The sequence below is a fragment of the Termitidicoccus mucosus genome (genome assembly GCF_038725785.1).
GTDB classification, from domain to species: Bacteria; Verrucomicrobiota; Verrucomicrobiia; order Opitutales; family Opitutaceae; genus Termitidicoccus; species Termitidicoccus mucosus.
Window position 1 is genome coordinate 4,243,380 of sequence record NZ_CP109796.1, and the last position, 25,859, is coordinate 4,269,238.

Sequence of the window (25,859 nt, forward strand, 5' to 3'; positions counted from 1 at the left end):
TCAGGCCGGTGTCCCGGCTGATTCGTCGAAATGCTTCAATGCGCGAGAGGAAATCAACGGCATATGGTCCTCCAGCAAGCCCGCCGATGCGGGCGCATCGCCGAAATCCGGCACCGGCAGCACCGCCCCCTCCTTGAGCGCCGATTCATGGGCGACGATACCCGGGGCGTTGTAGGCGGCGGCCCGCCACGCATGATTCGGCGGGAGCAGGCCGGTCGTCACGGCACGACAGAAATCATCGACCAGAAACTGGTGCGAACCGAAATGCCCGTTGGGCAGGGTGCGGAACGACTCGGGCAGGCGTTCATTGGGATGCACCATGGAGGAATATGAGAAAAAATCCTCCTGCTCGCCAGTCCGCAATCCAGTCCCGTTGTCCGCGCCGCCCGCCGGCCCCCTGCCGCATTGCAAGAACTCGCCAAGCGGAAACAGGCGGCGGTCGTGTGTCGCCCAAATCAACGAATCGCCCTGCTCCTCGAAGTTGGCCTTTGTGCCAAACAGTGTCACACGCACGCCGTTTCCCCGCCCATAACCGACGCGACGAAATTCGTTCAGCCTCGCCATGCCCCCGTCGGCGGTGCGCAGAAGCGCAGTTTCGTTGCTGAACACGTTGTTCCACTCATTGGCTCCCTCGCGGAAAATGCCGTCGTCATGACGATCCCGCCAGCCGAGCGCGCTCACTTGGGTGAATTTTGAGCCGGTGACGCCGATTATCATGCTGGCGGAATGCGTCGGATAAAGCATCGGGGGAAAACCCGCCACGCGTTTCCAGCCATCCCCGCCACTATGCTGGAACGCACCATAAAAACCATGCTCCATGTCATGCATATATTCGCCCTCGCCATATACAAAAAGCCCGAAGTCGCCGCGCCGCCAGCGATGCCGGCAGTATATGTTTGACGGATAATAATAGCTGGTTTCGCCAAGCATATAGGTGAGCCCGGTGCGCCGCACCGCGTCGGTCAGCGCGGCCAGCTCGTCGAGTGCCTGCGCCGCGGGCACGGCGCAATACACATGCTTGCCCGCCGCCAGCCCCGCGAGCGCCAGCGGGGCGTGCAGGTGGCGTTGCGTGAAAATCGCAATCGCATCGACATCCTTGGCGGCAATCGCCTCCGTCGCCGAGACAAACACACGCCCGATTCCAAATTCAGACGCCACCTCGGCCAGCCGGCCCGGCAGTGCTTCGGCCAGAGACAATTGCGCCACGGCCGGGTGCGCTTGAAAGAGGGGGATGAACCTGCGGGAAAAAACACCCGCGCCAATGACGCAGAGATTGAAGGTTTTCATATGATGAGGCCGGAGCCGCCCGGGGAATATACGGACAGGAACCGTGCGCGCATCATAGCTGGTCATGGGAAAGTCCGCCTCTTGTCGGTTGACCAAAAACTCCGGGATTCTCAGGTTACCGGTCATGCCCGTCGCCTGCCCCGCTTCACATGCCACCGCCCGCAATTCGCTCGGATTCGCGGGCGCGCGACGCCCGCCGCATCTCGCGATACGAGGCCACCAGCATCAGGACATCGAGCTGAATTTCATACCTGACGGCACCATGACCTACCTTCTCGGAGGGCAGCTTGTCACCGTGCCCGCCGCGCGTCTGGCGGTGCTATGGGCGGAAACGCCCCACCAAGTGGTCGCACTCTCCGGGACGGCTGATTTTTTTTGGTTCACCCTCCCGTTTGCCTGGGTCATACAGCTCGGTCTCCCACCGGGCATGATCGATCGCCTGCTTTCCGGCCACCTGCTGGTCGCGCAGGACGGCAATGCCGCCGATGAACGCCAGTGCGTGCGCTGGCTGGACGCGTTGCGTGAAACGGGCGACGCCATCAGGCAGGCGGTCCGGTTGGAGCTTGAAGCCGCGCTCTGGCGCATGTCGCTCGCCCCGTCGGCATCGGCTGCCTATGCAGGGAATGACACAAACAACCGCCGGTTGCCGGCGAGCCATCTTGCCTTGCATATACAACGGATGGCGGGGGTCATTGCCACGGGATACACTGGAGAGTTGTCGATCAGCGATATTGTCCGTCCCACCGGATTGAACGAAAATTATGCCATGACCCTGTTCCGCCAGATATGCGGGATGACATTGCGGGATTATGTCACCCGGCACCGGCTTTCCCATGCGCGCCGCATGCTGGCCACGACATCGGAAAAGGTAATCACCATCGCGATGGAAAGCGGGTTCGGCTCGATGAGCCGTTTCTACGAAGCGTTCAAGAAAGCCGAAGGGTGCTCGCCGGAACATTTCCGCAAACGCCAGTCCGCCACGCTGTCGGGCATGATGCCGTGAAATGGATAAAGATTTACCAACTCACCCGGACGACTGAGTTAAAAGTATGCCGGATGGTATCGTTGTCATGGTCTCCCGCCGGAATGTAATCAAAGTCATACGCAAGCGCGAACAGCATCCTTCGTGAGAGGGCCATGCGCAGCCCCACCCCCGCGGTCACTCCGCTGGAATCATATTCATCGCCCCGGATTTGCAGGCGCGCGTTCGGATAATCAACCAAGGTCGCCCAGGCGTCGGTGATTTTGGTGTGAACGCGCTGGCGCCAGCCCGCGCTCAAGTCCACCATGCCGGGCAGGCCCCAAGCCGTCGTGATTTCCTTGCTGGCGTCGCAGCCGAACACGGCCTGCACGGTGCGGGCGCCCATGTTGTCCAGCCGCACGGCACCCTTGCCGGTTTCGGCGTAATGGCGGAAGTCGAGGCTCATGTAGTGCAGCCCGACCGACGGGCGCAGGCTGCCGTTCGCGAACAATGGCAGCATGCAGCCGACCTCCATCTTGGCGCCGGCGTGGTCCATGTTATAGGAGCCGGTGACGATGTTGCCGTGGTCCTCGCGGCGCTCGGTGTCGGCGGAACCGGAGCCGAGGTTGAAATCGGCGGTGGCGTAAACATTTCCCCGCCGGATCGCGCCATACAATCCCAAATGCGGCAGGCCCATGTCCGTGGTCGCGTTGTTGGTGGTTTCCAGGCGGGCGGCGGTGTAGCCCGCGTAAATGCCGGCCATGATGTTCCGCTCGGAAATCCAATCGTAACCGACAATGCCGCCGTAGGAGGCGGCGGTGTAGCCGAGATGCCCGGCATCGTCGCCATACTCGGCGAACGAGCCGATGGCGCGGAACCAGAGCGCCCGCCCGCCCGGGCCCTCCTCCTTGCCCAGCAACGGGGCGATGAACTCCTCGCTGATGTGGGTATAAACGGCGCGCGTGGCCGCGAGCATGGCATCGAAGCCGACGACGATGTCCTTGCCCGGCTCCAGCGCCTTGTTGTAGGCGGTGACGACCAGCGTGTCGCCGTTGACGATGTCCGCCACCATGAACATGCCGCCTTGGTGAGGATCGTAGGCGGGCAGGTTCGGGATGCCGCCGTAGGCGACGGCGGCGGTGTAGATGCCGGTGGGCATGATGCCGTCGAGGCGGATTTCGCCGCCGTTCATGAAATTCAGCGTGCCGGAAAGCGCCACCGAGCTCATGCCATTGTTGGTGGTCGGGGCGAACACCAGCGCGCCGCCATCCACGTCCAGGTTGTTCGCCAGCGTGCCCGGATATACTATTTTCAACCAGCCGCCTTCCCCGACCATGACATCCGCGGCCGTCCCGCCGAGCGCGCCAACCGCGGCGGCTGTGATTTTGGAATCCGCGCCGACAACGAAAGTCCGCAGGGTGTTGGCGCCGTTGAGAGACAGCGTGCTGGAGGTGAACAGCACGCGATCACCCCGCAGGCTCCCGCGCACCTGGCCCGAGCCGACACCCTGAAACTCCAGCACCGAGCCGTCGCGGATGTCCACGGCGTCGGCAATGGACTCGGCCCTCCTGGCGATCGTGCGAGCGTTGTTTATCTCCAGGTCGACAGTGTTGTTGCCCGAGAGGGCCAGCGTGCCCGTGCCCTCAATGACAAGGCGGTCGCCGCTGATTTTTCCGGAAAACTCCACGCCGCGCCCGTTGGTCTCGATGGCAAGCGTGTTCGTGCCCGCCGCGATGTCGTTGGCGACAGCCAGCCCGTCCGCCTCGATGTCCAGTGTCGCGGAGGATGCCGCGACCGCCAGCGTGCCGGAGCCAAGCGCATCGTTGTTGGCCAGCCCGAGCCGTCCTTCCTCCAGAATGATGCCGCCCGTGTGCGAGCTTGAACCGGAGAGCGTCCATTTGCCCGCGCCCTGCTTGACGACCGTGCCCGCGCCGGCGAAACCGCCGGCAAAACCGGTGTCGTCGCCGATGCTCATCGCGAGCCTGGCGGTGCCAAGCTCGACCGTGCCCGCGCCTTGCAGCCGCGCGAGTGTCTGATCGTGTCCGTCGAGGTCGAGTGTCGCGCCGGCGTCCAACACGATGGTCGCGTCCGCCGCCGCCGTGAGCACATCCGCCGCCCCGGCGCGCAACACGCCGCCGCGCACCGCGAGCGTGCCGGAAAAGCCGCTGGTGTCCGCGCCGAGCACCACCGCGCCGTCGCCGGTCTTGGCCAGCGTGGAGTCCGCCGCGCCGGTGAGCGCGCCGCCCAGCGCCAGCGTGTGGCCGGCGCTGTCGATGGCGCCGGTGACGCCTGATGCGACGGAGACAGTGTCATCGAGCGCCAAGTCCGCCGCCGCCCGGAGCGTGCCGCCGCCGAGGAAAGTGATGCCCGTGCTGTCCGACGTGGTGAGCTGGTCGCCCCGGCTGAAGGCGAGCACGCCGCCGTCGATCTGGACGCCGCCGGCGAAGGTGTTTGCCCCGTTCGCCAGCGTGAGCGTGCCGCTCCCGGTTTTCACCAGTCTGCCCGTGGCATCGGTGATGTGAGCGACGCCGCCCGCGTCCGGCTGCACGTTGCCCGCGTCGGCGTGGATGCCGCCGCCGGTGAACGTGTAATCCGCGCCGCCGCCGACCGTCATGTCGGCGACACGCACCTCCTCCGCGTCAACGAAAATGCTCCGGCTGCCCGGCTGCCCGGCGTCCGTGGCGCCGTCGAAGATGACGCGGTCGCCGTAGCTGAACTGGTTCACTGCGCCACCGTCCGTCCAGCTTGCCGCCGCCAGGCTCCAAGTGGAGCCGCTGTTGCCCGTCCATGTCATCACGCGGGACTGGTCGGCGGTCGTGACCAGTTGCAGCACGCCGCCCGCGTCGGTGAGCGCCGCCGAGAGCCGCCCGCCGGGGAGCAGCGTCATGCCGCTGAGCGTCACGCGCCCCGCGCCGGGCGCGGCGAGGCCGGTGAGGTTGCCGAGGTTGAACGTGCCCGAGGCGAAGGAGGCCAGATTGATGCTGTTGACGCCGCTGATGCTGGCCGCGCCCTCGTCAATGACGCGGTCGCTCTTCAGGTAGCCGCCGGTGTCGGCGTCCTTGAACAAACCCAGGCGCAGGATTGCGTCTCCGGTCAGGGTGAGGTTGTGCACGGTAAGCGTGCCCGCTTGCGCGCTGTCGAGACCGGCGTCGAGGATGCCGCCGGCGGCAACCTTGACCGAGCCGCCCGCGCCCGCCGTGCCCGAGCCGCCGAGGGTCGCGCCGGAGGCCACGGTAATATTTCCGCCAAGCACGGCGGTTTCCGCCAGCGTGAGCGCGCCTCCGGCCACCGCGACCGAACCGGAGAAGCCTGCGTTGCCGCCGGTGAGCAGCACGGAGCCCGCGCCGGTCTTGCGCAGAGCCGCGCCCGCCCCGCCCGAGGCGAGCGTGCCGCCGTGGACGAGGGCGGCGCCTTCGTCCACCAGCAACTCGGCGGTTTTTCCGGCGGCGATGGCGATTGTTTCCGCCAGCGTGCCGCTGGCGGAGGAAATTGCGCGCAACGTGCCTGAATCGGAAAACAGGATGCCACCCGTGCCGGACCCAAGCTGCGCCGCGCGGTCAAAGGCAATCACGCCGCCCGCGATTTCGATGCCGCCCGCGAAGGTGTTCGTCCCCGTGTTGGCGAAGACCAGCTCGCCCGCGCCGCTTTTTTTCAACTTGCCCGTGGGCGTAAACGCCGCGGTGTCCACCGCGGCGGCATCGGCCTCGATGCCGCCCTCGCCCCGGAACACATAACGCGCCGTCCCCGACACCTCCATGCCCGAGACCACCACGCCGCCGGCCTCGATGGTGATGTCGCGGTTGGCGGGATTGGCGGCGTCGGCCTCGCCGTCGAAGACGACGCTGTCGGCGTTGAAAAAGCGATCCTCGACCAGCCCGCCGGCGGCGGCCCAGTTGCGCTGCGCGCCCGTGGGGCGGCGCGTCCATTCGCCGCCCTCCGCGCCGGTCCAGTGCATGACGAGGTTGTTGACGGCGGTGTTGGTGATGACGAGGGAACTGCCATCGAGGGAGAGCTTGGCGTCGCTGCGGGGGCTGTTGGCCGCGCCGGCGATGGTGAGGGAGAGGTTGGCGAGACTGGCAATGCCCGAGCCCGACCACTCCATGAGCGTGAACGTGCCCGTGGCCAGCAGACCGACGTTGACGGTGGCGGGGCCGGTGAGGGCAAGGTTGCCGGTGACGCTGAGTTTGCTGGCCGAGCCGCCGGCGAAGAGGTCGTGGTTGAAGGTGACGCCGGTGCCGGCGGTGACGTTGCCGAGCACGGTGAGCGTCTCCGCGGCGGCGGCGGTGTCGTTGCCCGCGGCGAGGGTCGCGCCATCGGCGAGCGTCACGCTGGTGCGCCCGGCAAGGATGGCGCCGGCCTGGTTGCGGGTGACGAGCGTGCCGGAGCCGCCGAGGGTCGCGCCGCCGGCGACGGTGACGGAGCCGCCGAGCTGGGCGTTCTGGTTGCCGAGGAACAGAGAGCCGGCGCCGATGTTGACCTCGCCTTGGAAATAGGAGTTGTCGGCGTGCAGCACGAGCCTGCCCGCGCCGGTGCCGGCCAGGTCAAGTTTTCCGGTGGCGCCGCTGGCGTCGGACGACGCGATGGAGTCCCACGAGGAGGGATTGCCGGCCTCGCCGATGGAGACGGTGACGTTGTCCGCAATTTCGAACCGGAGGCGGGTGCCCCCCGTGGCCGAGAAATAAAAGCCGCCCGCCTTGGCCGCGGGCGTGAAGGCGATGGTGCCGGATTGCGCCGCGGTGATTTCCGTCGCCGTGAGCACCGAGCCTTTCGCGACATTGCCCGAATAGATAAAATCGCTGATGCCGGTCGTTCCGGTGAACCGGAGCGAGATCCCGTCAACATCGGCGGCGCCTGCGTTGGCCGTGTCATAGATCGCGCCGCCGCCAACTCCGGCGAAATTGCCGCCAAATCCAACCGTGTCCCAAAACTCAACCGAATGATTGCCCTGCGTCGCGGCGGCGCCGCCCGCCCGCGCCGCCCAGTTGCCCGAAAAAACGCTCTCCCTGAGCACGCTTATCGGCGCGTTGCCGCTTATCGGCATGCCAAGCGCCCCGCCAAACCCGGAGCTCGTGGCCGTGCCGTCGGCGTAGTTGCCGGTAAATATTCCCGAGTTTACGGTGATGCTGCTGTAAGCCCTGAACACCCCGCCGTTGGGCGCGTGGTTTTTTTCAAACAACACGCTGTCCAGCACCACCGCACCCGTGTTGGAGGCTGTCCGGATCGCGCCGCCGCCGGTGGCGTTGGAGGACGAGTTGCCGATGAAGGAGACGTTGGTGAAATACAATCTTACGCCGCCCCCCAGGTAAAACACCCCGCCCTGGCCGGAGGTCTGGTTGTTCAGGAACACCAAGCGCCCGGTCGAGCCTGTCGGCGCGATCGTGAACATCCTGCTGGTGGCGGGGGCGAAAACGCCGCCGTTGGCGGTCGAAACGGCGTTGGAGATGGTGACGGTGACGCCGTCGGCGATATTATAGGTGGTGTCCTGGGGCGCCTGGCGGATGGTGGCGTCATACATCATGTCCGCATCGAAGTTAAAGATGCCGCTGACCGGCGGCTGCTCCTGCGCCGGGGCGGACGGTGAGAGCGCCAAGGCGGCGAGGGCCGGCGCGCATGCGCGGAGAAAGATTGTGCGTTTTGCGTTCTTCATAAAGTTACCCTTTCTGAGTTTTTAGAAACACGGCGTGCCGTCCGTTTTGCCGCCTGGGTTGCTGGTGATTTTATATACGTTTATGGCTGGATTCGGCACGGGCCTTATTCCGCGCCCTTTTCGCCAAAGGGAATCGCGTCAGTCCTGAAGGGCGGGGCGGGCAGGCCGTCCTGGTTGCGCAGGCTGGCCGCGCCGGCCAGACGCCATCCGTAGCGGACGAACGCGGGCGCTTTCACCGATGGGGAAGTCACGACGACCGAGGAGCCGTCCACCTCCGCGCTGGCGGGTTTGTATTTTCCATCGCTCCCGGCCAGCTCAAAGCCGCCGGGTTTGGGTGCGGCTGAAACCAGCCCGCCGGGGCAGTTGGCAAAATCGATGCGGAATCCGTTCGCGACCGGTTGCGCGCCGCGCGGCACCGGGCCGGCATCCTGAACGCTTTGCTTATATGCGTTTTTCAACGCGAGCCGCGCCAGCCGGTTTGCCGCCGCCTGCTTGTTTTTCGGGCGGGGTGCTTCCGGATCGCCGATGTCGATCGTGACTGCCTGGCCAGTGGCGGGAAGAAGCAGCGCCCTGGACTGCGCTTCGCGAAAATACGCCCATCGTTCCGTGTGCCTGGACTTCGTCTCGCCGTAGGTGCTGAGCTGCAACCAGTAGAATGGCAGATCATCCTGCGCGAAGGCTCGCCGCCAGCCCTTGATCAAGGAGGCAAAATACTGCGCGTATTCGTCTGGATTGCCGCTCATCGCATCAGTCTCGCCGGTGGCCAGAATCACCCCGGCCAATGCATAGGGCGCGAGCGGATGAATCATGCCGTTGTAGATGCCGCCTAGCGCGGTGTTCTGCCCCGGTCCGGACGGGCGGCGCGGGCGCGGTTTATCAAACGGCTTTCCATCGACGTTCGCCTTGGTCTGGGCGTCCTTCCACGCGTTCATATCAGCGGTGAATTTTTCCAGTGCCGCCGGATAGTCGCGGAGCGTCGCCTCCCAGCGCTTATGCAACGCGGCAAATGCCGGGCCGAGGCGCGGATCGCTCGACTCCGCGCCCAGCCACGCCTCGACGGGGGCGTAGCTCCACGAGCAATTGATAATGCCAACGGGAACATCCAGTTGTTTATAAAGATCGCGCGCAAAAAAATATCCCAAGGCGCTGAATTCCCCGACAGTTTTTGGATTGGCGGACGTCCATTTGCCACCCGCCACCTCCTCCGCCGTTTCCTTCGACCTCCGCTCAATCCTGATTTCGCGGATTTCCGAGAAACTGGCCGTCGCGATCACGTCCGCCGCATTCTGCGCGTCGCGCACCGGCATCTCCATGTTGGACTGCCCGGCGGCCAGCCAGACCTCGCCGACCACCACGTCGTTCGCCACCAAGGTTTCCGTTTTTCCCGAGACGGCCAGCTCCACGCCCTGCTTGCTTGGCGCGAGCGCGGCCAGCGTCGCTTTCCAGCGTCCGCTGGCATCCGCGGTGGCGGAAACTTTCTGGCCCGCGAATGAAACGGTGACGTTTTCGCCCGCCGCCGCCCGCCCCCAAACCGGAACAGGCCTGCCGTGCTGGAGAACGGCGTGGTCGCGAAACAGCGGCGCAAACTCCAGGCCGGCCCGGATGCTGGCGGCGGGGGCCGTCATTCCCTTCTCCTTCAAAAACGCCAGGTCAAAGCACACCAGCGTGAGTTTTTCGGAATAGATTTCTTTCCCGTTTTCATACAGGAGCAGCACCTTGCCGTCGCGCGTCATCGCGAGGTCGGAATACCCAGAAAAGCCGGGCGTGATGAGGCAGGATTCGTCCCACGTGTCGCCGTCGTCATGACTCAGCCGCACGGTGAGGCGGGCGCGGGAGCTGAAAACGGTCCTGCCCTTTTCGGGGGTAATCTTGCCCTGGTCGAGATTGGAGAACACCACGCGCCTGTCCTCCTGCCCGAAGACTTCCGAGCACGCCAGCAGGCTGCCCTGGTTGACGGGGTCGGGCAGGCTTTCTTCAATTTTCGGCTCGCTCCAGGTGAGGCCGCCGTCGCTGCTCAGGCTGGTGGCACGGAAATAGCCGTCGTGCCAGCGCATGTTTATCATCAGCTTGCCGTCGGAACGCTCGATAACGGTGCTCTCGCTCAATTCGCCGATGGTGTGCGGCACGATGCCGCCGGGCTTCCATGTTTGCCCGTGATCGTCGCTGTAGATAACGCCCGTCCGCCGCTTCACGCCGTCCTGCGGCGGCCCGGCGGGCTTTAATGGCACAACCAGGCGTCCGGAGCGCATTTGCAGGCCGTGCCCCGGCCCGGTCAGCATGTGGACCCACTTGAAACCGATGCGCTTGCATTGCGCGTCCACCACGTCCGTAATCTCGCGCGGGGCCGTGAACGACAGGCCGTCGTCCGTGCTTTTCATATAAAACAGTTTTTTGCCGTCCTCGCACAGGAGCAGGTGCACATCGCCGGTCTGACGGTCCGCGATGGGCACGGGATTCCCGATGGTTATCCTGCCTTCATCGATTCCATGCACGCGCAGAATCGGCCCCCAAGTGCGCCCGCCGTCCGTGCTCCGGCGCAGCAGGATGTCAATCGCGCCGTTGTCGCTGGAGCTGTTTCGCCGTCCCTCGCAGAAGGCGAGGATGGAGCCCTTGGTCGTAACCACCATGGCGGGAATCCGGTAAGTATGATACGCGCCCCTCCCGCCAATAAACAAATCCTGTCCCCAAAATGCGGGAGCGCCCGCGGGCTCGCCGCCCCGCGCCGGGACAACGGAAAACATACCGGCAAACGCGGACGCCAGCAGCAAGACCGCGTGATAATACGGAAACATAAATGATATGATTTTGTTCATTGGGTTCACTCTCCCTGCTTGTTTTTATCCACTATTTTTTCAGCCCTGCGTATTTTGACCAAAAGCACCCCGTGCCGCGGGATTTCGGCGGAAAATTCGCCCTCGAACGAACCGAGATCCTGCTGCCTCCATAAATCGCGCACGACGCGCGCGCCGTGGATGCCAAGGTTATCCCAGCGCGCGGTCACTTTTGCGGGCAATTCCCCCCGGTTGAACAAACCGACGGCCACCGAGCCATCCGCCAGCGGTCGCGCCCACACTTCGAGATTGCGATCCCGGGCCACGCGCCGGGCCGCCCGGCCCAGAGGATCCTGATTCACGGCAATGACCTCATCATTGGTGAGCAGATTGAGCGTGAAATCGTCAAGCTTGGTGAGGTCGCATCCGATGAGCAGAGGCGCGGCCAGCAAACTCCAGAGCGACACATGCGTGTATTGTTCGTCCGGCGCAAGCCGTGAGGCGCGACGAGCCGCATGCCATCCCACGTGCCCGACGACAAGCATGTCGGGATCGTTCCAGCGCCCCGGCCCGGTGTATTGAGCCAGTTCGCTTTGCGAAAAACCAATGCCCGACATGCTCGACCATGTATCAATGATATCGCGAGTAGTGCGCCACAGATTGGCACCCACATCCGCGCCCCATTCCCAGCTATCGCCAAGTCCATACTGGCACATGCTGAACACGATGTCGCGCGGCTGTTTCGCGAGCGCCTCGTGCATGACGATGAACGGCCTTTGCAGTTCCGTCTTTGATATGCGGTCGTATGGCGGTGTGAAAAAACGGTAGGAACACCAGTCGTATTTTAATAAATCGAATCCCCACTCCGCGAACCGCCGCGCGTCCTGCTCCTCGTGCCCGAAACTCCCGGTGCACCGGCCGCAGGTGAGGGGACCGGGCGAACTGTAAATGCCAATTTTCAAGCCGAGCGAATGCACATGATCGACCAGCCCCTGCATGTCGGCAAAACGCGGATTCGCGTTGATGCGTCCCTCCCCGTCGCGCGCCGGACCCGCCAGCCGGGGCAGATCATCCGCGCCAGGAATTTTTAGCGGTGCATAGCCGCGCTCGATGGCGCGCTCCGCCAGTTTCTCCCAAAGCGCATCATCCGGCGGCGGCCGCGTCATCCAAAAATCATCTATATTGATATACGACCACCCGTGATTCCGGAGCCCGTGTTTGACAAACAGATCGGCCGTGGTCCGCACATCCTCCGCGGTCACATGGTCGGCAAAACAGTTCCAGCTGTTCCACCCCATCGGGGGTGTCAGCGCGAGCGTGTCACCAACCACAAAGGTGATTTCGCGGGTCGCCGTCCCGAGTGCGTTGCTTGCGCTGACGGACACGGGGTATTTGCCGGGCCGCGCGACTTTTCCCGAGAAACGCCCCGTCGCCGCGTCCAGCGCCAATCCCGAAGGCAGGTTTGTCGCGGAAAAGCGCATGGGCCCGTCCCCCGTTGACGCGACCTGAAAGAGCACGGGGCTGCCCGGGCGCACGCCGAAGACCGCCGCGCCATTGATGCGCGGTTCCCGCGGCGTCGGCGGCGTAAGGATATAGGGTTTCTCACGCGGAGGGATCACCGCCTTGGGCGCCTCGCCTTCGTATGAAATCCGCGCGTCGGCCCAAGCCGTGTGCACATTGAAATAATCAGGCGACTGCACGGCCAGAACCAATGATTTGATTCCCTTAATATCCAAGTTTATCTCTTTTGCCGCCTCGCCGCGCTTGATTGGCGCGCCTTCATATAACATGCGGCCATCGCCCAGGATTTCATACCAGACCGGACCGGGATCGGGGGAGTCGTCGGTGAGCCCCGTCCATGCGGTAAAGCGGGTGGCGCGCCCATCCAGCTCGATTTGCAAACGCGAAATGCCATGCATGCCGAACCCGTCCGCGAATTTCCTGCCTCCAATCGAAATCGGGTTGCCGGAAACGGTCTTTCCCGGTTTCGGCGGCGGAGCGATGCGCGAGCGCACATGCACCACACAATCGAGGTCCAGCGCGGAAAGCGGCGTGCCTTCCGCCCCTTGGAGACCGATGGCGGGGAGGAACGCGGCGGCCACGATCGGGATACATTTTATATAATCATTCATGCCGGGGGGCCGTTGAGTCATATTAGAATCGCCCTTCCACGCCCACCATGATATAAGACGGGGTGACGTAGCGTTGATAGCTATCTGCGTAGGCCGGCGTGTCGGACGCGCGGCGATATACATAGCGGTCGCCGGCCAGGATATCATTCCAATTTACATAGACGGAAAATGCCCGTGAAAAACTGTATTTTGCGTTGAGGCCGCAGAGCAGGTAGGAGTCCTGATAATCATAAACCTTGTCGGGGAGAACGGGCATGTAATTGGCGTTGGATGTGCCTGGCGCGACGGCGACCATCCCTTTTTTGGTCTCGGCCTGATAGGCGAAGGAGAAGCGGAGCGAGAAGCGCGGGCGGATATAATTCACGCCCCAGGAAAGCGCGTCGGGGGTGAAGCCGGTAAAATCCTCGGCGTTTTTCCCACCCACTTCCAAGTGCGTATAATTTACCCATACCTGCGTTTTCTGAAGCCATTGCGGGAGGAAGAGCAGGTCCTGCCGATAGCTGAATTCCACGCCGGTCAGGTGAGCGTCGCCCCAGTTGACCCAGCGGTTTAGCACGTAGCCCTGCTCAAGCATGTAGGCGATGTCATTCTCGGCTATGTCGTAGCCCTGAAGAACCTCCTCGGTGGCGGCCGGAGCCTCTTTCCCGAAAAAATTGGTCACGCGTTTGTGGTAAACGCCGACGGAGCCGAAGCCGCCCTTGAAGAGGTAGGAGTCGAGCGAAAGGTGGAAGCTGTCCGCCGTCCACGGCTTCAGCCCGGGATTGCCCACCGTAATGGTGCGCGCCAGCTCCGGGTCGCTCGTCCCGGGATCCGGAATGGTGATGCCGGCCACGACGTAGCTCACGTCCGGCCTTCCGATGGTGCGGGCGTAGGCGGCGCGGGCCACGAGGTTGGCGGTGAGGGCATAGTTGATGTTGAGGCTGGGATAAAAGCCGTCGTAATCCTGCCCCTCGTGGAGGGCGCGCTCCTGCCACTTGAGCCGCATTTGCTCCTTGGTGTCGTTGGTGACAAGCAGGTAGCCGCCGGCGGGGTCTTGGATACGGTTGCCGTTTTCGTCCTTCAGGTAGATGGCGGAGTCGTCGCGGCGCACGCTCCAGCCATCGAGCTTGGTCTTCTCATAGCGCACGCCGCCGGTCATGCTCAGCCGGTTTTGAAAGAGACGCAGGTCAAATCGCAGGTATCCCGCGGAGACGTCCTCGATCATTTTCTTCGAGTTTTGCGCGAGGTTTTGGATGGCGGAGTCGTTCAACGAGAACCAGCCGTCGTCCTGGTGCTCCAGAAACAGGTTGTATAATTTCACCGGGCTGATCCAGCGCACAGGGTGACCGTTCATCGTCACGCCGATGGCCTCGTCCATCACGTCATATTGCGACATGGATTGCCCGTAGGGGCCGTTGAAGGCGTAGGGGTCCGTCCTGCGGCGGTCGTCCTTTTCGAGCCGGTTCATCGACGCGCCGGCCTTGAGCTGAAACTGGCGGCTGAAAATGCGGGTCACATCGACACGGCCCGAATACAGGTCGGTTTTATACACGCCGTACTCGTTGCGGACGGAGTTGAGGTTGTAGGTTGCCCCATCGTAGGGATCCACGACCTCGGGATTGGTGGCGCTGTTGGTCGTGATGGTGTAGCTGGTCGGGAGGATGCTGTCGCCCTCGCCGATGCCGTCGCCGCGCATGTTGAGGCTGATGCGCGAGGCGTAGTAGCCGTTGAAGTAGCCCTTGCCCTCGTTGGTGCGCGTACGGATGGCGTGCGAATAATAGCCCTTCGCGTCCACGTGCCACTTCGGACCGCGATGCTTGTATTGCAGGGTCGCGTGGGTGTTCTCCGTCGCGTTTTCGTAGTTGAGCGACGTATTGCCGCCCATCTCGATGACGCCCCTGCCCGCCTTGGAGGAGGTGTAATGAGCGGGGTCGTCGCTGACGGGATCGTAGGCGTTGGAGGAGTGGAAGCGGGTGGTCAGGCGGCTGGTGGCCGTCTCGGCCGTGGTCTCGCGGTATTGGAGGCTGAGCGACAGCGTGTCGTTTCGCGCGATTTTCCATTCCATCGCGGCCTGAAGGTTCTCAATCGCGGTAATCTGGGCGATCTGCGACCACTGGGCGGTCGCCAGCGCGATGTCCTTTGGCACGTCGTTGCCCTGCGCGTCCTTCACCGAGTATCTCAGGTTCCAAAGGGCGTTTTCGTTCGGTGTGTCCTCGGCGGGACGCTGTCTCCACGACCGCGAGGCTCCCAGGCTGAAGGCCAGCCTCTTGCCCACCGGCACCACCAGCATCACACTGGCGGACGGCTGCTTGGTTTTGGGCGAAAGTTGCCGCACCGGCTGCCGGCTGCCGCCGTCGAAGGACAATCCCTCCTTGTTGTTAAAATTCATATACAACTGGTAGTCGAGGTAGGCGCGCTTCGTTCCCAGCAAGCTCTTGCTCACGAGGTTCAGCGAACCACCCAGACCCGAGGCCGGCATGTCGGGCGTGGGCACTTTGGTGACCTCGACGCGCTCGATGTTCACCATCGGCACTTCCTGCAACGCCAGCGTGCGTCCGCTGGTCGTGCCGACTCCGGTGCTGGCGATGTCGCCGCCGTCAAGCTGCATATTCGTAAATTCCGCGCCGAAGCCGCCGAGCGCGAGCTGGCCCGGGTTTTCCCCGTCGTCCACGATGGCCACGCCCGGCAGGAAACGGATGTAGTCACCGATGTTTTCCTGCCCGTAGCTGCCGAGATCCTCGAATGCCACCACGTTTTTTATATTGGCCGCGTGGCGCTGCTCGTTCATGGCCAGCGCCTGGGCGCTCATCGCCTGGTCGGCCACCACCTCGAATTTTTCCAGCAGGACAACATCGTCGCCGGCGGCGGTGCCGCCACCGCGTACGGAGCCAAGGAGCGCGAGCTGGAAATCGCGGACGGCGGTTTTGCCCGGCGCCACCGTCACGGTGGCGGTTTGCGAATCGAATCCCAGATACGAGACCTCCAGTGACACCTCCCCGACCGGCATCTGGGGAAAAAAGAAGCGCCCTTCATCATCCGTAAGCACCTCCTGAGGAGTACCCTTGATGCCCACCTTCACCCTGCCTACCGGAAGCCCGTTGGTCGAATTATATACAACGCCCTCGATGTTGCCAGTGCCCGCGGCTTCCGCCGGCTGGGCTTCGATCAAAGATGCGAGCGGGGCGACGACCATGGTGAGAACAAAAAGCGTCCCCCATCGAAGAATCTGGCCGGGCAATACACACAACGGACGAGTAATGATATTCTTGGTTTTCATTGGAGGGTAAATATCTTTGATGCTGTCGTTGCCCGTCGCCGGGCGGGAATGCCGGAGGAGATATACGGCGGGGAATGGGTGATGAGGGGATTTGTGACGGAAAAGTTATTTTCAAGGCGCGCCAGCGATACTTCAAAGTTATGGTAACCGGAGGAGACCGTTGCTCCCGCCGCACGGTGCATTCGATTCGGCGCGCCCTCCCTGCGGGGTAAAAATCAGGGCGCGGACGGAACTGCGAAGACCCCGTTTCGCTCCAGATCGAGCACAGTCTCACGTCCGCCGGCGTGAAACCGGACGCGCGCCGGGCCGGGGCGCAGGTTGATGATGCGCAGCACCGCGCCGCTCCAGTCGGTGTCGACGCGCACGCCGCAGCCGGCACGGAAGATTTCGCGCCCATTGATGCGCGCGCCGGCGACGCCGTCCTTGCTTTCAATCGTATAAGCGTCGCCATCCCAGTGCTGGGTGTAAGTCGTGGCGTGGCCTTCGCGCCCAAGCGCGCCCCAGTGCAGCTCGTCAAACTCGACGTTGACGCCGTAGAAGCGCGACATGTATTCGAGCACGGCGAGGAGCGTGGGGCCGTAGTCAACGCGGTTTTTATACGGCGAGGGCGCGCCGGTGCGCGGGTCCCATTGCTGCGGAAATGTTTTTGTCCGCCCGGCGTTGGCGATGAGTTTTTCGCCAATCAAGACCATCTCCGCGTTGAAGCCGTAGTTTTCAAGGGCGCGGATGGCGCGCTGGTAGGTGAGACCCATCGGCTCGCCGCTCCAGTCGTTGGGGCCGGCGCGGTAAATGGGGTCGTTGATGGCGACGGAGGGCAGCGGAAAGGGCGTCCAAAATTCGTCGGGGTTGAGCAGGTGCTCGCGCACGAAGCGCCCGGCCATTTCCGGCGTGAACACGCCGTGGTGCATTGCGCGCAGGTTGTTGTGCAGGAGGGCGGGCATGGTTTTGTTGTCGCGGTCGCGGTCGAAACAGGCGCCGCGCTTGTCGTCCCACAAATACGCGCGGAGTTTTTCGCGCACGGCGGCGGCCTTGGCGAGCCACTCGCGCTCCCTGCCGTTGCCGAGCAAAACGGAGAGGCGGGCGAGCGTGGCCCGGGCATCATAAGAATAGGCCATGAAGTCCATGCTCTCGACCGGAAACACGGGGTCGTCAGGCGGCGCCTCGCCGGGCCAGCCGCCGCGGTTGAGCTTGGTGCCGGCGAAGCGGTTGGAGTTGTCCTCGCCGGTGTCCCAGACCGACCATGTCTCAAGGCATCCGTCGCCGTCGGAGTCACGATAGCGCCAGAGATAGGCGTCGAATTTTTCCAAGGAATCGTAAAGCTGGCGGAGATAGGCGGTGTCGCGTTTTTTGTTCCAATAATAAAGGTTGAGCGCGTGGAACGGGAAACAGAAACCCTGCGTGTGCGTATAGACGGGCAGGAGTTTCTGGTCGCGGTTGTGGTGGCGGATGAGGCCGGGGTAGCGCCCGTTGGGCAGTTGCTGTTCGATGAAGAGTAGCGTGTTGTTGAACGCGGTGGTCATGTTGCGCTTGGCGTTCATCTCGCCGCCCATCGGCTGGGTTTCGATCCAGATGCCGTTATAGCCGCCGCCTTCGATGAGCACCGGGCGCCCGGCGAAACTTTTCTCATTCGCCCTGCCGGTCATTTCGGCGGCGGCATAAAGGCCCCCGAGAAACGTGTCGGAAGTTCGAAACTCCACGCTGGTCGCGACCAGGGACGCACCGGCCTGGCCTGAGACCGGCGCTGCGGCCAGGAACAACACCATCGGCAGAGCCAAGCGAAGCGTGCAAAAAAGAAAATAAACGGACCGGCAATGAAAACGCCCATTCCCCTCCGAACGAATATCGCCTCCGAGAATTTCTTTATATCGTATTTTGTTCATATGCAAAATAGTCTCCAGCGCGCCGTTCGGGCAGAGTTTCCCGAAATAAAAATTTATTTATGAAATAATCCCACCACAAACCCCCGCAGCCGATCCTCTGCCGGCGCGGGCTCGAGGAGGCTGACCGCGTAGCCGACGGCGAACACCACCAGCATGGAGAAAAATCCATACCAGAGCATCGCCACATCGGTGCCCCGCCATAACCAGATCGCAGATGCAAAGCCGGCCAGCATGCCAATCAAGGCGCCGCGCGCGGTGGCGCGCCGGAAGAGCATGCCGAGCAAGAATGTGCCGACCAGGCTTCCGCCAAACAAATTGCCTATCAAAATCGATGCCTCCAGTATATTGCCGAATTTGTCACCGAAACACGCCAGCGTCGTGGCCAGCGCGCCCAATAGAAAAGTGCACCAGCGCCCGGCACGCACCCCCGGTTTCCGCGACGTCACACGGGGCCACACATCGGTCAGCGTCACCGTCGCCATCGAGTTCAACACCGCGCTCATGGTGGACATCGCCGCCGCGAGAATCGCCGCCACCAGCACGCCTTTTATCCCATGCGGGAGCTCTTCGATGATGAATTTCGGAAAAATATCATTCGGTCCGATATCCGAGGTAATCTTTCCCGGATAAGCCTGATAGAAGGCAAACAGGGCCGCACCAATAAAAAATATCGCAAAACCAACCGCGGCCGCGGCGATCATCGAGGTGATCATCGCCAGGTTGGACTGGCGTATGTTCGCGGTCGTCAGATAGCGCTGCACCTCCGCCTGATCGACGCCGAACTGGCTGAGCGTAAACACCGTTCCGCCAAACAGAGCGCCGAGGAAGGTGTAGGACTCCGTCAGGCTCCAGGAGAAGTTGAAGAAATTCAGCCGCCCGTGCTCGTTGGCGATGGCGATGACCGCAGGCACGCCTCCGTCCACCTTGCTGCAAACCAAACCGAGCACGAAAAAGATCGCCCCGATGAAGATTCCCAGTTGCAGCGTGTCCGTCCATATGACGGCCTTGATGCCGCCCGCTGTCGTATATAATACGGTGATCAATCCCACCGCGATGACAATGCCGCCGGGCGAAACCCCGATCATGCGCGCCAGCACCAAGGCGGGCGCATACATGCAAATCGCCAGATAACCCGACTTGAGCAGCAGGAACAAAACGCTCGCCATCAACTTGACGCGGACATCGAAACGGCGCTCGAGGTATTCATAGATTGAATAGACATTCAGCCGGAAAAACATCGGCAATATGATGCCGCAGATCACACCGAGCACGATTGGCATGGCCAGCCGATACTGGAGGAACTGCAAATTGCCCGAAAACGCCATGCCGGGACCGCCCAGAAACGACACCGCGCTGACAATCGTCGCAATGCCGGAAAACATCGCCGCATACCACGGCACGTTGCGGTCGCCGAGAAAATAGTCCTTCAAGGATTTCTGTTTCCCGGCGAACAGCGCCGCCACGCCGCAAACCATGGCGAAATAGACGAGGAGGATTATATAATCGAGGGTATTCATGAAATTTGTTTTTATTCACCACTCTACGAGGCGAAGCCGAGTGGCCTGACAAGGCGCGAAGAGCACAAAGGAAAGAACTTGTTGGAAACAATCCTTTGCGATCTTTGTGCTGTTGCGGTGAGTTTATTGATTTGCTTTTTTCATTATATAAACGTTGCGCGCCCGGAGGCCGGGCGCGGGCTCCCCGCCGGCCACGAGCCAGCGGCCGCCCAGATCCGCCACCGCCACGGATGCCGCGCCGAGGGGCATCCTGCCGGCGGCGCGCCATCGGTTTGTGCCCGCGTCGTATAGCGCCATGTGGTCCGGCAGGGCGGGAGCCGGATTCGCATCCGGCCCCGTCATCCGCGCGAGGTGGCTTCCGTCGGAGCCGCCCATCACGACCATCTCGCTGTCGGCCGTGCGCGCCGCCGCGGGCAGCAGCGCGCGCCAGGGCAGCGGCGCGACAGGCGACCACGCGCCGGTTTCAAAATCATAGGAAAAACCGTCCGCAAGGTAGTCCGTCTCCACCACGCGGCCCGCGGCCTCCGCCCGCCCTCCGAATACGAACAGCCGCTCGCCCGCGCCCGCGCGCAGCACCGCCGCCGCCGCGCCGAAGCGCGGCGTGCCCGGCAATGACGGCAGCTCGCGCCAGGCCGCGCCGGTTTCCCCGCCCGTCGCGGCGGCAAGGTCGAGCTGCATGAGCCGGCGCGACGCGCGCCCGCGGTTTTCCCCTCCGATAATATATATTTTTCCGCCCCGGTAAACGGCGGCGGCGTTGGCGGACGGCCCCGGCAGCGGCGGGAGCGGCGTCCGGACAACACGGCCCGCAGCCCCGTCCCATTTCAATATAAACACGTCCGCGACCGGGCCGGACTCGCCGTTTCCGCCCATGATCACGATCCCGTGTTCCGTCGTGACCGACGCGCCCTCGCCGAGGCCGGCGGGCAGCGCCGCCGCGTCGATCTCCCAAGCCGCGCCCTCGGGTGCGTCGGCGGGACGCGTGAACACACGGCGCGCATACGTCTTTTTTCCACCCTGGCTTGCGGGCACGGGGAAATACGAACCGCCGGCGAGGATGACGCGGCCGTGGCTCAGCCCGGCATACATGGCCTTCAGCCCGGCCGGTTCCGGCAGGTCGGCGGCGCGCACCCAAGTGAAATCCGCATCGGTTGGCGGGATCACGGGCGCGGAGAAAGCTCGGATGCCGGCAAACAGGCACACGGCGGGTGCGATGAAGGGATGTTTTTTGAAAAAACGCATGAGCGAGCGGGTAAGGCGGGGGAATATCGGACTGCATGGACACAAATCCAAGCGAGTCGAACAAACAACATGCGTCGGTATCCCGAGGTGACCACGATGCCCCGAAAGCCCCCCGTCCGCGCGGGCCTTCAAAACAAAGCTTGAAACAAACCGCCGCCCGCTCACTTAGTTTGCGCAGCCATGCGGGACACCGATGGCGGATCGCGGGGTTTGCGCCCCGTTCCGTAGGTGTCGCAATCACGCCGGCCCGCGCCGGCATACGCTGCAATCAGAACCGTGGCCGCTCCGGTGCAACGACGGCGAGAAACCATCATCCATCATGGCCTGGCTTTACCTTTTTGTCGCAGGATTATTCGAAATCGTCTGGGCGCTCGGCATGAAGCAGTCCGACGGGTTTACGCGGCTGTGGCCGAGCGTGATCACGTTCGTGTTCATGCTGCTGAGCTTCGCGCTGCTTGCGCTCGCGATGAAACAACTGCCCCTGGGCACGGCTTACGCGGTGTGGACCGGCATCGGCGCGGCGGGCGCGGCCATCGCGGGCATGTGTTTCATGGGCGAGCCGCGCGACGCCCTCCGCATCCTGTGCGTCGCGCTCATCGTGGGCGGCGTGATCGGCTTGAAATTGCTGGCCAAGACAAATGCCTGACCCACCCCACCGGGGCGTGCCCGTCCCGACCGCCGCGCCCTTTCAATTTGAAATGGCGGGTCCACCAATTTTTTTCCCATCCCCGCGCTTTTCCCTTCGCGCCGCCGGGTCCAGCCGTTAAAGACGAGCCCCAATCATGTCATGGCTCCATCGCATCGAGCGCTGGCTCGAACCTTTCGCCATCCGCAACATCACGATCTACATCGTCGCCGGGCAGCTTCTCGCGCTCGGCGCCGCGATGCTCCGGCTGATCGATCCTTTTCTGCTGCAACTTTATCCCGCGCTCGTGCTCGAAGGCCAGTGGTGGCGGCTCGTCACATTTGTGTTTCTGCCGCCGATTCCCGTCTCGACCTTCGGCGTCATCGGGGCGGCGTTTGCGCTTTATCTGCTCTACCTCTACGGCACCGCGCTTGAGCACCATTGGAGCACGGTCCGCTACAACCTCTTTCTTTTCATCGGCTACGCGCTCACCGTCGGGCTGTCCTTCATCACGCCCGGCTATCCCGCCAGCAACACCTTCATCGCCGGGTCGCTCTTTCTCGCCTTTGCGTTTCTCTTCCCGGACTTCACGCTCCACCTGTTTTTCATCCTGCCGGTGCGCATCAAGTGGATCGCGCTCTTCACGTGGATCCTATACGGCTACAGCTTCATCACGGGCGGCCTCGCGACCCGGCTCACCATCATCGCCGCGGTCGGAAACTTCCTTCTCTTCTTTGCCCGCGCCATCTGGCAAAACGCGCGGCACGGCCGCCGCCGCATGGCCGGGCAGGCGCGGCGCATCGCCACGGCCAACGAGCCCCGCCACCGCTGCCACGTGTGCGGCAAGACCGACCGCACCCATCCGCAGGAGGACTTCCGCTACTGCTCCAAGTGCGCGGGCGACTACTGCTACTGCTCCGAGCATATCCGCAACCACGAACACATCGTCGCCGAGCCGCCGGCCAAATCCTGAACCCTCCCGCCCGCCGCCAGCCCATGAATCTCTCACCCGGACAACTCACCGCCGCGCTCATCTCCTACGCCATCGTCATCGTGAGCCTCAGCGCGCACGAATGGGGCCACGCGTGGACGGCCGACCGGCTCGGCGACGACACCGCGCGGCGCATGGGACGCGTGACCTTGAACCCGCTCGCGCACATCGACCTCATCGGCACCGTCGTCATCCCATTCATCGCCATTCTCACCGGCATTCCCATCATCGGCTGGGCCAAGCCCGTCCTCATCAACCCGGACAACCTCCCCCGCACCTCGCAACGCGCCTGGGTCACCATCGCGGGCCCGGCGATGAACCTCCTCCTCGCGCTGGCCGGCACCATCGTATTCGCGCTCGTCGTCCGCGCCGCACCGGACGCGCCCTGGCTTCCCGGCCTGCTTTCCAGCATCATCGTCATCAACATCAGCCTGATGGTGTTCAACCTCCTGCCTGTGCCGCCGCTCGACGGCTCGAAATTCCTCATGTATTGGTTCGGCATGAGCGAGCGCGCCTACATCGCGTTCGCGCGCTACGGCTGGCTCATCCTCATGGTGCTTTTCAACATCCCGCAAACCCGCGGCTTTCTCGGTTCGCTCATCGGCCACGCGCTCAAACCCTTCGTCGCCCTCCTGCAATTCCTGACGTGAAAAAAAACGTCCGCAAAAAACACCCCGATGCCGACGGCGGCGTCGGCAAGGATCAAGGGTCAAGTAATACAAGTGACAAGGCCCCGCCCGCCGGGCCGCGCAACGCTCCCTGCGCGCCCCGCGCCCGCCGGCCCGCGCCATCAGCCGCCGCGCCAAGCCACACTCCGCAGTCCGCACTCCACCTTTCCCCCGCGCTCCCCGTCTCCTCGCAACTCGCCACGCTCCGCGCTTGGCTCGACTTTGCCATCGACGCCTACGAGCGCGCCGGGCTCGCCCTCGGCCAGATCGCCACCGACGCCCACGACGAGGCGCTCTACCTCCTGCTCCACACGCTCGGCTGGCCGCTCGACAGCGAACCCGCCGCGCTCGACCGTCCGCTCGACCCCGCGCAACGCATCGCCCTGCGCGCCGTCCTCCAGCGCCGCGTCGTCGAGCGCATCCCCGCCGCCTACATCACGCGCGAGGCCTGGCTCGGCGATCTGCGCTTTTACGTCGATGAGCGCGTGCTCATCCCGCGCTCCTATTTCCTGGAAATCATCCCCGGCCTCGCCGCCGGCGGCCTCGCCTTCGCCACCGACACCGCGTTTGTCCCGGAAAAAGTCCGCCGCGTCACGGATGTCTGCACCGGCTCCGGCTGCCTCGCCATCCTGCTCGCGAAGCACTTCCCCAAGGCCGCCGTCGATGCCATCGACCTGTCGCCCGGCGCGCTCGAAGTCGCGCGGATCAACGTCGATGCGCACCGCCTCGCCCGCCGCGTCGCGCTGCATCGCAGCGACGTGTTCGACGCCGTGCCGCCCGCGCGTTACGATGTGATTCTCAGCAACCCGCCCTACGAGCCCAGCCGCATCTGCGACGCGCTCCCGGAGGAATTTCGCAAGGAGCCGCGCCTCGCGCTCGACGGCGGGCGGGACGGGCTCGACATCATCAGAAAACTCCTGCGCCAGTCCGCCGCGCGCCTTGCGCCGGACGGCATCGTGCTGATCGAGGTCGGCGGTCTGCGCCGCGCGATGGACCGGGCCTTCGCCGCGCTGGAGCCGCATTGGCTCCACACCGAGGACGGCAGCGACTGCGTCTGTGTCATCCACGCCCGCCGCCTGGCCGCCCATGCGGACAGCCTCTGACAGCATTTGCCAATAATACCATTTCCGCCCGAAATTTATAGTTTAGGTAGGGCGAGGCGTCCCCGCCGAGCCGCGGCTCAGCCGGAGGCTTCGCCCTACCTTGATAAGTCTATAAGTCATATGATAATCAAATTCTTGCTGAGAGCAGGTCCACCGCCGAACCCATCAAGATTCTTGCATCACAAGACCGGATACTTCTTCAGCCCGAGAAGCTGGCAGCCGGCCCTGAGCACGAAGAGTGGATTATAAACCAGATAACGGCGCCAGAGACGGCGCGGCTCGACACAGAGGCGGAAAAACCACTCCAAGCCGCAACGCCGCATCCAGCGCGGGGCCTGCCGGAGCGTCCCGGCATGAAAATCAAACGCCGCGCCCACGCCGATCATCAGCGTGGCGTCGAGCGTTTCCAGATGGCGCGCCATGAACCGCTCCTGCTTCGGCGCGCCGAGCCCCACCCACATGATGTCCGGCCGGGCCGCGCGCACGGCCGCGGCGAGCCGCCTTTCATCGTCATCCGTCAGCTCGCGGAACGGCGGGCACCACGTGCCGGCAATGCGCGCGCGCGGAAACCGCCCGAGCAGCTTTTGCCTCAACAACTCCGCCACGCCTTCCGCGCCGCCGCAGAGAAAATGCGCGGCCTCGCCGTTTTGCGTGGCGCGAAAGACCTCCAGCATCAGGTCCGGGCCGTAAACGCGCCCGATGTCGCCGCCCACGCGCCACTTCGCGAGCCAGACCAGCGGCATGCCGTCGGTGGCGGTGAGCATGGCGCGGTTGTAGATGCGCTTGAGGTCCGGGTCGCGCTGCGCCTCGGAAATCCCGTGCACGGCGGCGAGGCAGACGCAGCCCTTGCGCCGCGCCTTCACCGCGTCCATGATGGCGGCGGTCGCAACCGGGAGGTTCATTGCGTGGACGGCGACCCCGAGGACATTGAAGGTGGGAATGGGCAAGGCGGAAGAGCGGGGTCACTCCGGGAATTTTTTCGAGCGCACGGCCTCGGCAAAAGCCGCAAACCCCTTCTGGTATTCCGCGCCCGCGTTTGCAAATTGTTTGACGAAGCCGGGCAGATACTCGGACGGGGTGAGCCCGAGCAGATCGTGCGCGACCAGCACCTGCCCGTCGCAATGCGGCCCCGCGCTGATGCCGATGGTCGGCACGCCCGCGGCCTCGGTGATGGCGCGCGCGCATTCGGAGTCGGTGAGCTCGATGAGCAGGGCAAACACGCCCGCCTGCTCGAGCGCGCGGGCGTCGGCGAGGAGCGCGTCGCGTTCGGCGGCGGCGGCCCCGAATTTTTTGTAGCGGCCGAGCGCGAGGACTTGCTGCGGCTTCAAGCCGATGTGGCCCCACACGGGAATGCCGGCGGCGGTGAGGCGCGCGACCACGGGCGCGATTTCCGCGCCGCCCTCGATCTTCACCGCCCCGGCCCCGGCCTGCTGGAGAATGCGCTGGCAGGAGGCGAGCACATGGTCGAAGGAGTAATGCGCCTCGGCAAAGGGCAGGTCGGCGGCGACCAGGGCGGCGGGGCGCGCGCGGACGACGGCCGCGGTGTGATGGCAGATGTCGTCGAGCGTGACCGGGACGGTGTGCTCGTGGCCGAGCACGACGTTGCCCAGGGAATCGCCCACGAGAATGATATCGACGCCCGCCGCGTCGGCATAGCGCGCCGTGGGAGCGTCATAAGCCGTGACGACGACGATGGGCTGCCGGCCCTTGAGTTTGCGAATGCTGTGCGTGGTGGTTTTCGGCATTTGTTTTTGCGGTTATGAGGCTAAAAACCGTCATTGC

At 63.8% G+C, this 25,859-nt stretch carries 15 protein-coding genes; 5 read left to right on the forward strand and 10 right to left on the reverse strand.

Features of this window, described 5'->3' with window-relative positions:
- Positions 1-1,287, reverse strand: a complete 1,287-nt coding sequence (locus OH491_RS14815) for a Gfo/Idh/MocA family protein (protein ID WP_068773116.1) — start codon at positions 1,285-1,287, stop codon at positions 1-3.
- A gap of 124 nt (positions 1,288-1,411) precedes the next feature.
- On the opposite strand from OH491_RS14815, the gene OH491_RS14820 reads away from it, so the two are divergent.
- Positions 1,412-2,290, forward strand: a complete 879-nt coding sequence (locus tag OH491_RS14820) for a helix-turn-helix domain-containing protein (protein WP_068773117.1) — start codon at positions 1,412-1,414, stop codon at positions 2,288-2,290.
- A gap of 13 nt (positions 2,291-2,303) precedes the next feature.
- On the opposite strand, the gene OH491_RS14825 is transcribed toward OH491_RS14820, so the two are convergent.
- The 7 genes from OH491_RS14825 to OH491_RS14855 form a co-directional block, all read right to left on the reverse strand.
- Positions 2,304-7,895 (reverse strand): autotransporter domain-containing protein, encoded by a 5,592-nt coding sequence (locus OH491_RS14825; protein ID WP_068773118.1) that lies wholly within the window; start codon positions 7,893-7,895, stop codon positions 2,304-2,306.
- Positions 7,896-7,999: 104 nt separating this feature from the next.
- Positions 8,000-10,687: a sialidase family protein gene (locus OH491_RS14830; protein WP_334319753.1), complete on the reverse strand. Its 2,688-nt coding sequence runs from the start codon at positions 10,685-10,687 to the stop codon at positions 8,000-8,002.
- A 26-nt stretch (positions 10,688-10,713) separates the two neighbouring features.
- Entirely contained in the window at positions 10,714-12,819 is a 2,106-nt protein-coding gene (locus OH491_RS14835) for an NPCBM/NEW2 domain-containing protein (RefSeq protein WP_068773119.1), read from the reverse strand.
- Between the two features lies 1 nt (position 12,820).
- A complete protein-coding gene (locus OH491_RS14840; protein ID WP_084442735.1) occupies positions 12,821-16,054 on the reverse strand; it encodes a TonB-dependent receptor in 3,234 nt (1,077 codons plus the stop codon).
- Positions 16,055-16,269: 215 nt separating this feature from the next.
- Positions 16,270-17,829 (reverse strand): MGH1-like glycoside hydrolase domain-containing protein, encoded by a 1,560-nt coding sequence (locus OH491_RS14845; protein ID WP_342750537.1) that lies wholly within the window; start codon positions 17,827-17,829, stop codon positions 16,270-16,272.
- Between the two features lie 158 nt (positions 17,830-17,987).
- Entirely contained in the window at positions 17,988-19,451 is a 1,464-nt protein-coding gene (locus OH491_RS14850) for a sodium:solute symporter family transporter (protein WP_068773122.1), read from the reverse strand.
- A 123-nt stretch (positions 19,452-19,574) separates the two neighbouring features.
- Positions 19,575-20,690, reverse strand: coding sequence for a kelch repeat-containing protein (locus OH491_RS14855; protein WP_068773123.1), 1,116 nt, complete (start codon positions 20,688-20,690; stop codon positions 19,575-19,577).
- Positions 20,691-21,009: 319 nt separating this feature from the next.
- Between OH491_RS14855 and sugE the strand changes: the two genes are divergently transcribed.
- The 4 genes from sugE to prmB all read left to right on the forward strand — a co-directional run bounded on the left by sugE (position 21,010) and on the right by prmB (position 24,077).
- Positions 21,010-21,336: a quaternary ammonium compound efflux SMR transporter SugE gene (sugE, locus tag OH491_RS14860; protein WP_068773124.1), complete on the forward strand. Its 327-nt coding sequence runs from the start codon at positions 21,010-21,012 to the stop codon at positions 21,334-21,336.
- Positions 21,337-21,472: 136 nt separating this feature from the next.
- Entirely contained in the window at positions 21,473-22,288 is an 816-nt protein-coding gene (locus OH491_RS14865; RefSeq protein ID WP_068773125.1) for a hypothetical protein, read from the forward strand.
- Positions 22,289-22,311: 23 nt separating this feature from the next.
- Complete coding sequence (locus OH491_RS14870; protein ID WP_068773126.1) at positions 22,312-22,956, forward strand: site-2 protease family protein; 645 nt, start codon at positions 22,312-22,314, stop codon at positions 22,954-22,956.
- Entirely contained in the window at positions 22,953-24,077 is a 1,125-nt protein-coding gene (gene prmB, locus OH491_RS14875) for a 50S ribosomal protein L3 N(5)-glutamine methyltransferase (protein WP_084442736.1), read from the forward strand. The genes OH491_RS14870 and prmB overlap by 4 nt, the downstream gene beginning before the upstream one ends.
- 179 nt (positions 24,078-24,256) lie before the next feature.
- On the opposite strand, the gene OH491_RS14880 is transcribed toward prmB, so the two are convergent.
- Together OH491_RS14880 and panB are read right to left on the reverse strand one after the other, a co-directional pair.
- The gene (locus OH491_RS14880; RefSeq protein ID WP_342750538.1) at positions 24,257-25,024 is read right to left on the reverse strand and encodes a WecB/TagA/CpsF family glycosyltransferase; all 768 of its coding nucleotides are present in this window, start codon (positions 25,022-25,024) and stop codon (positions 24,257-24,259) included.
- A gap of 15 nt (positions 25,025-25,039) precedes the next feature.
- Positions 25,040-25,822: a 3-methyl-2-oxobutanoate hydroxymethyltransferase gene (gene panB / locus OH491_RS14885; RefSeq protein WP_068773128.1), complete on the reverse strand. Its 783-nt coding sequence runs from the start codon at positions 25,820-25,822 to the stop codon at positions 25,040-25,042.
- Positions 25,823-25,859 lie beyond the last annotated feature (37 nt).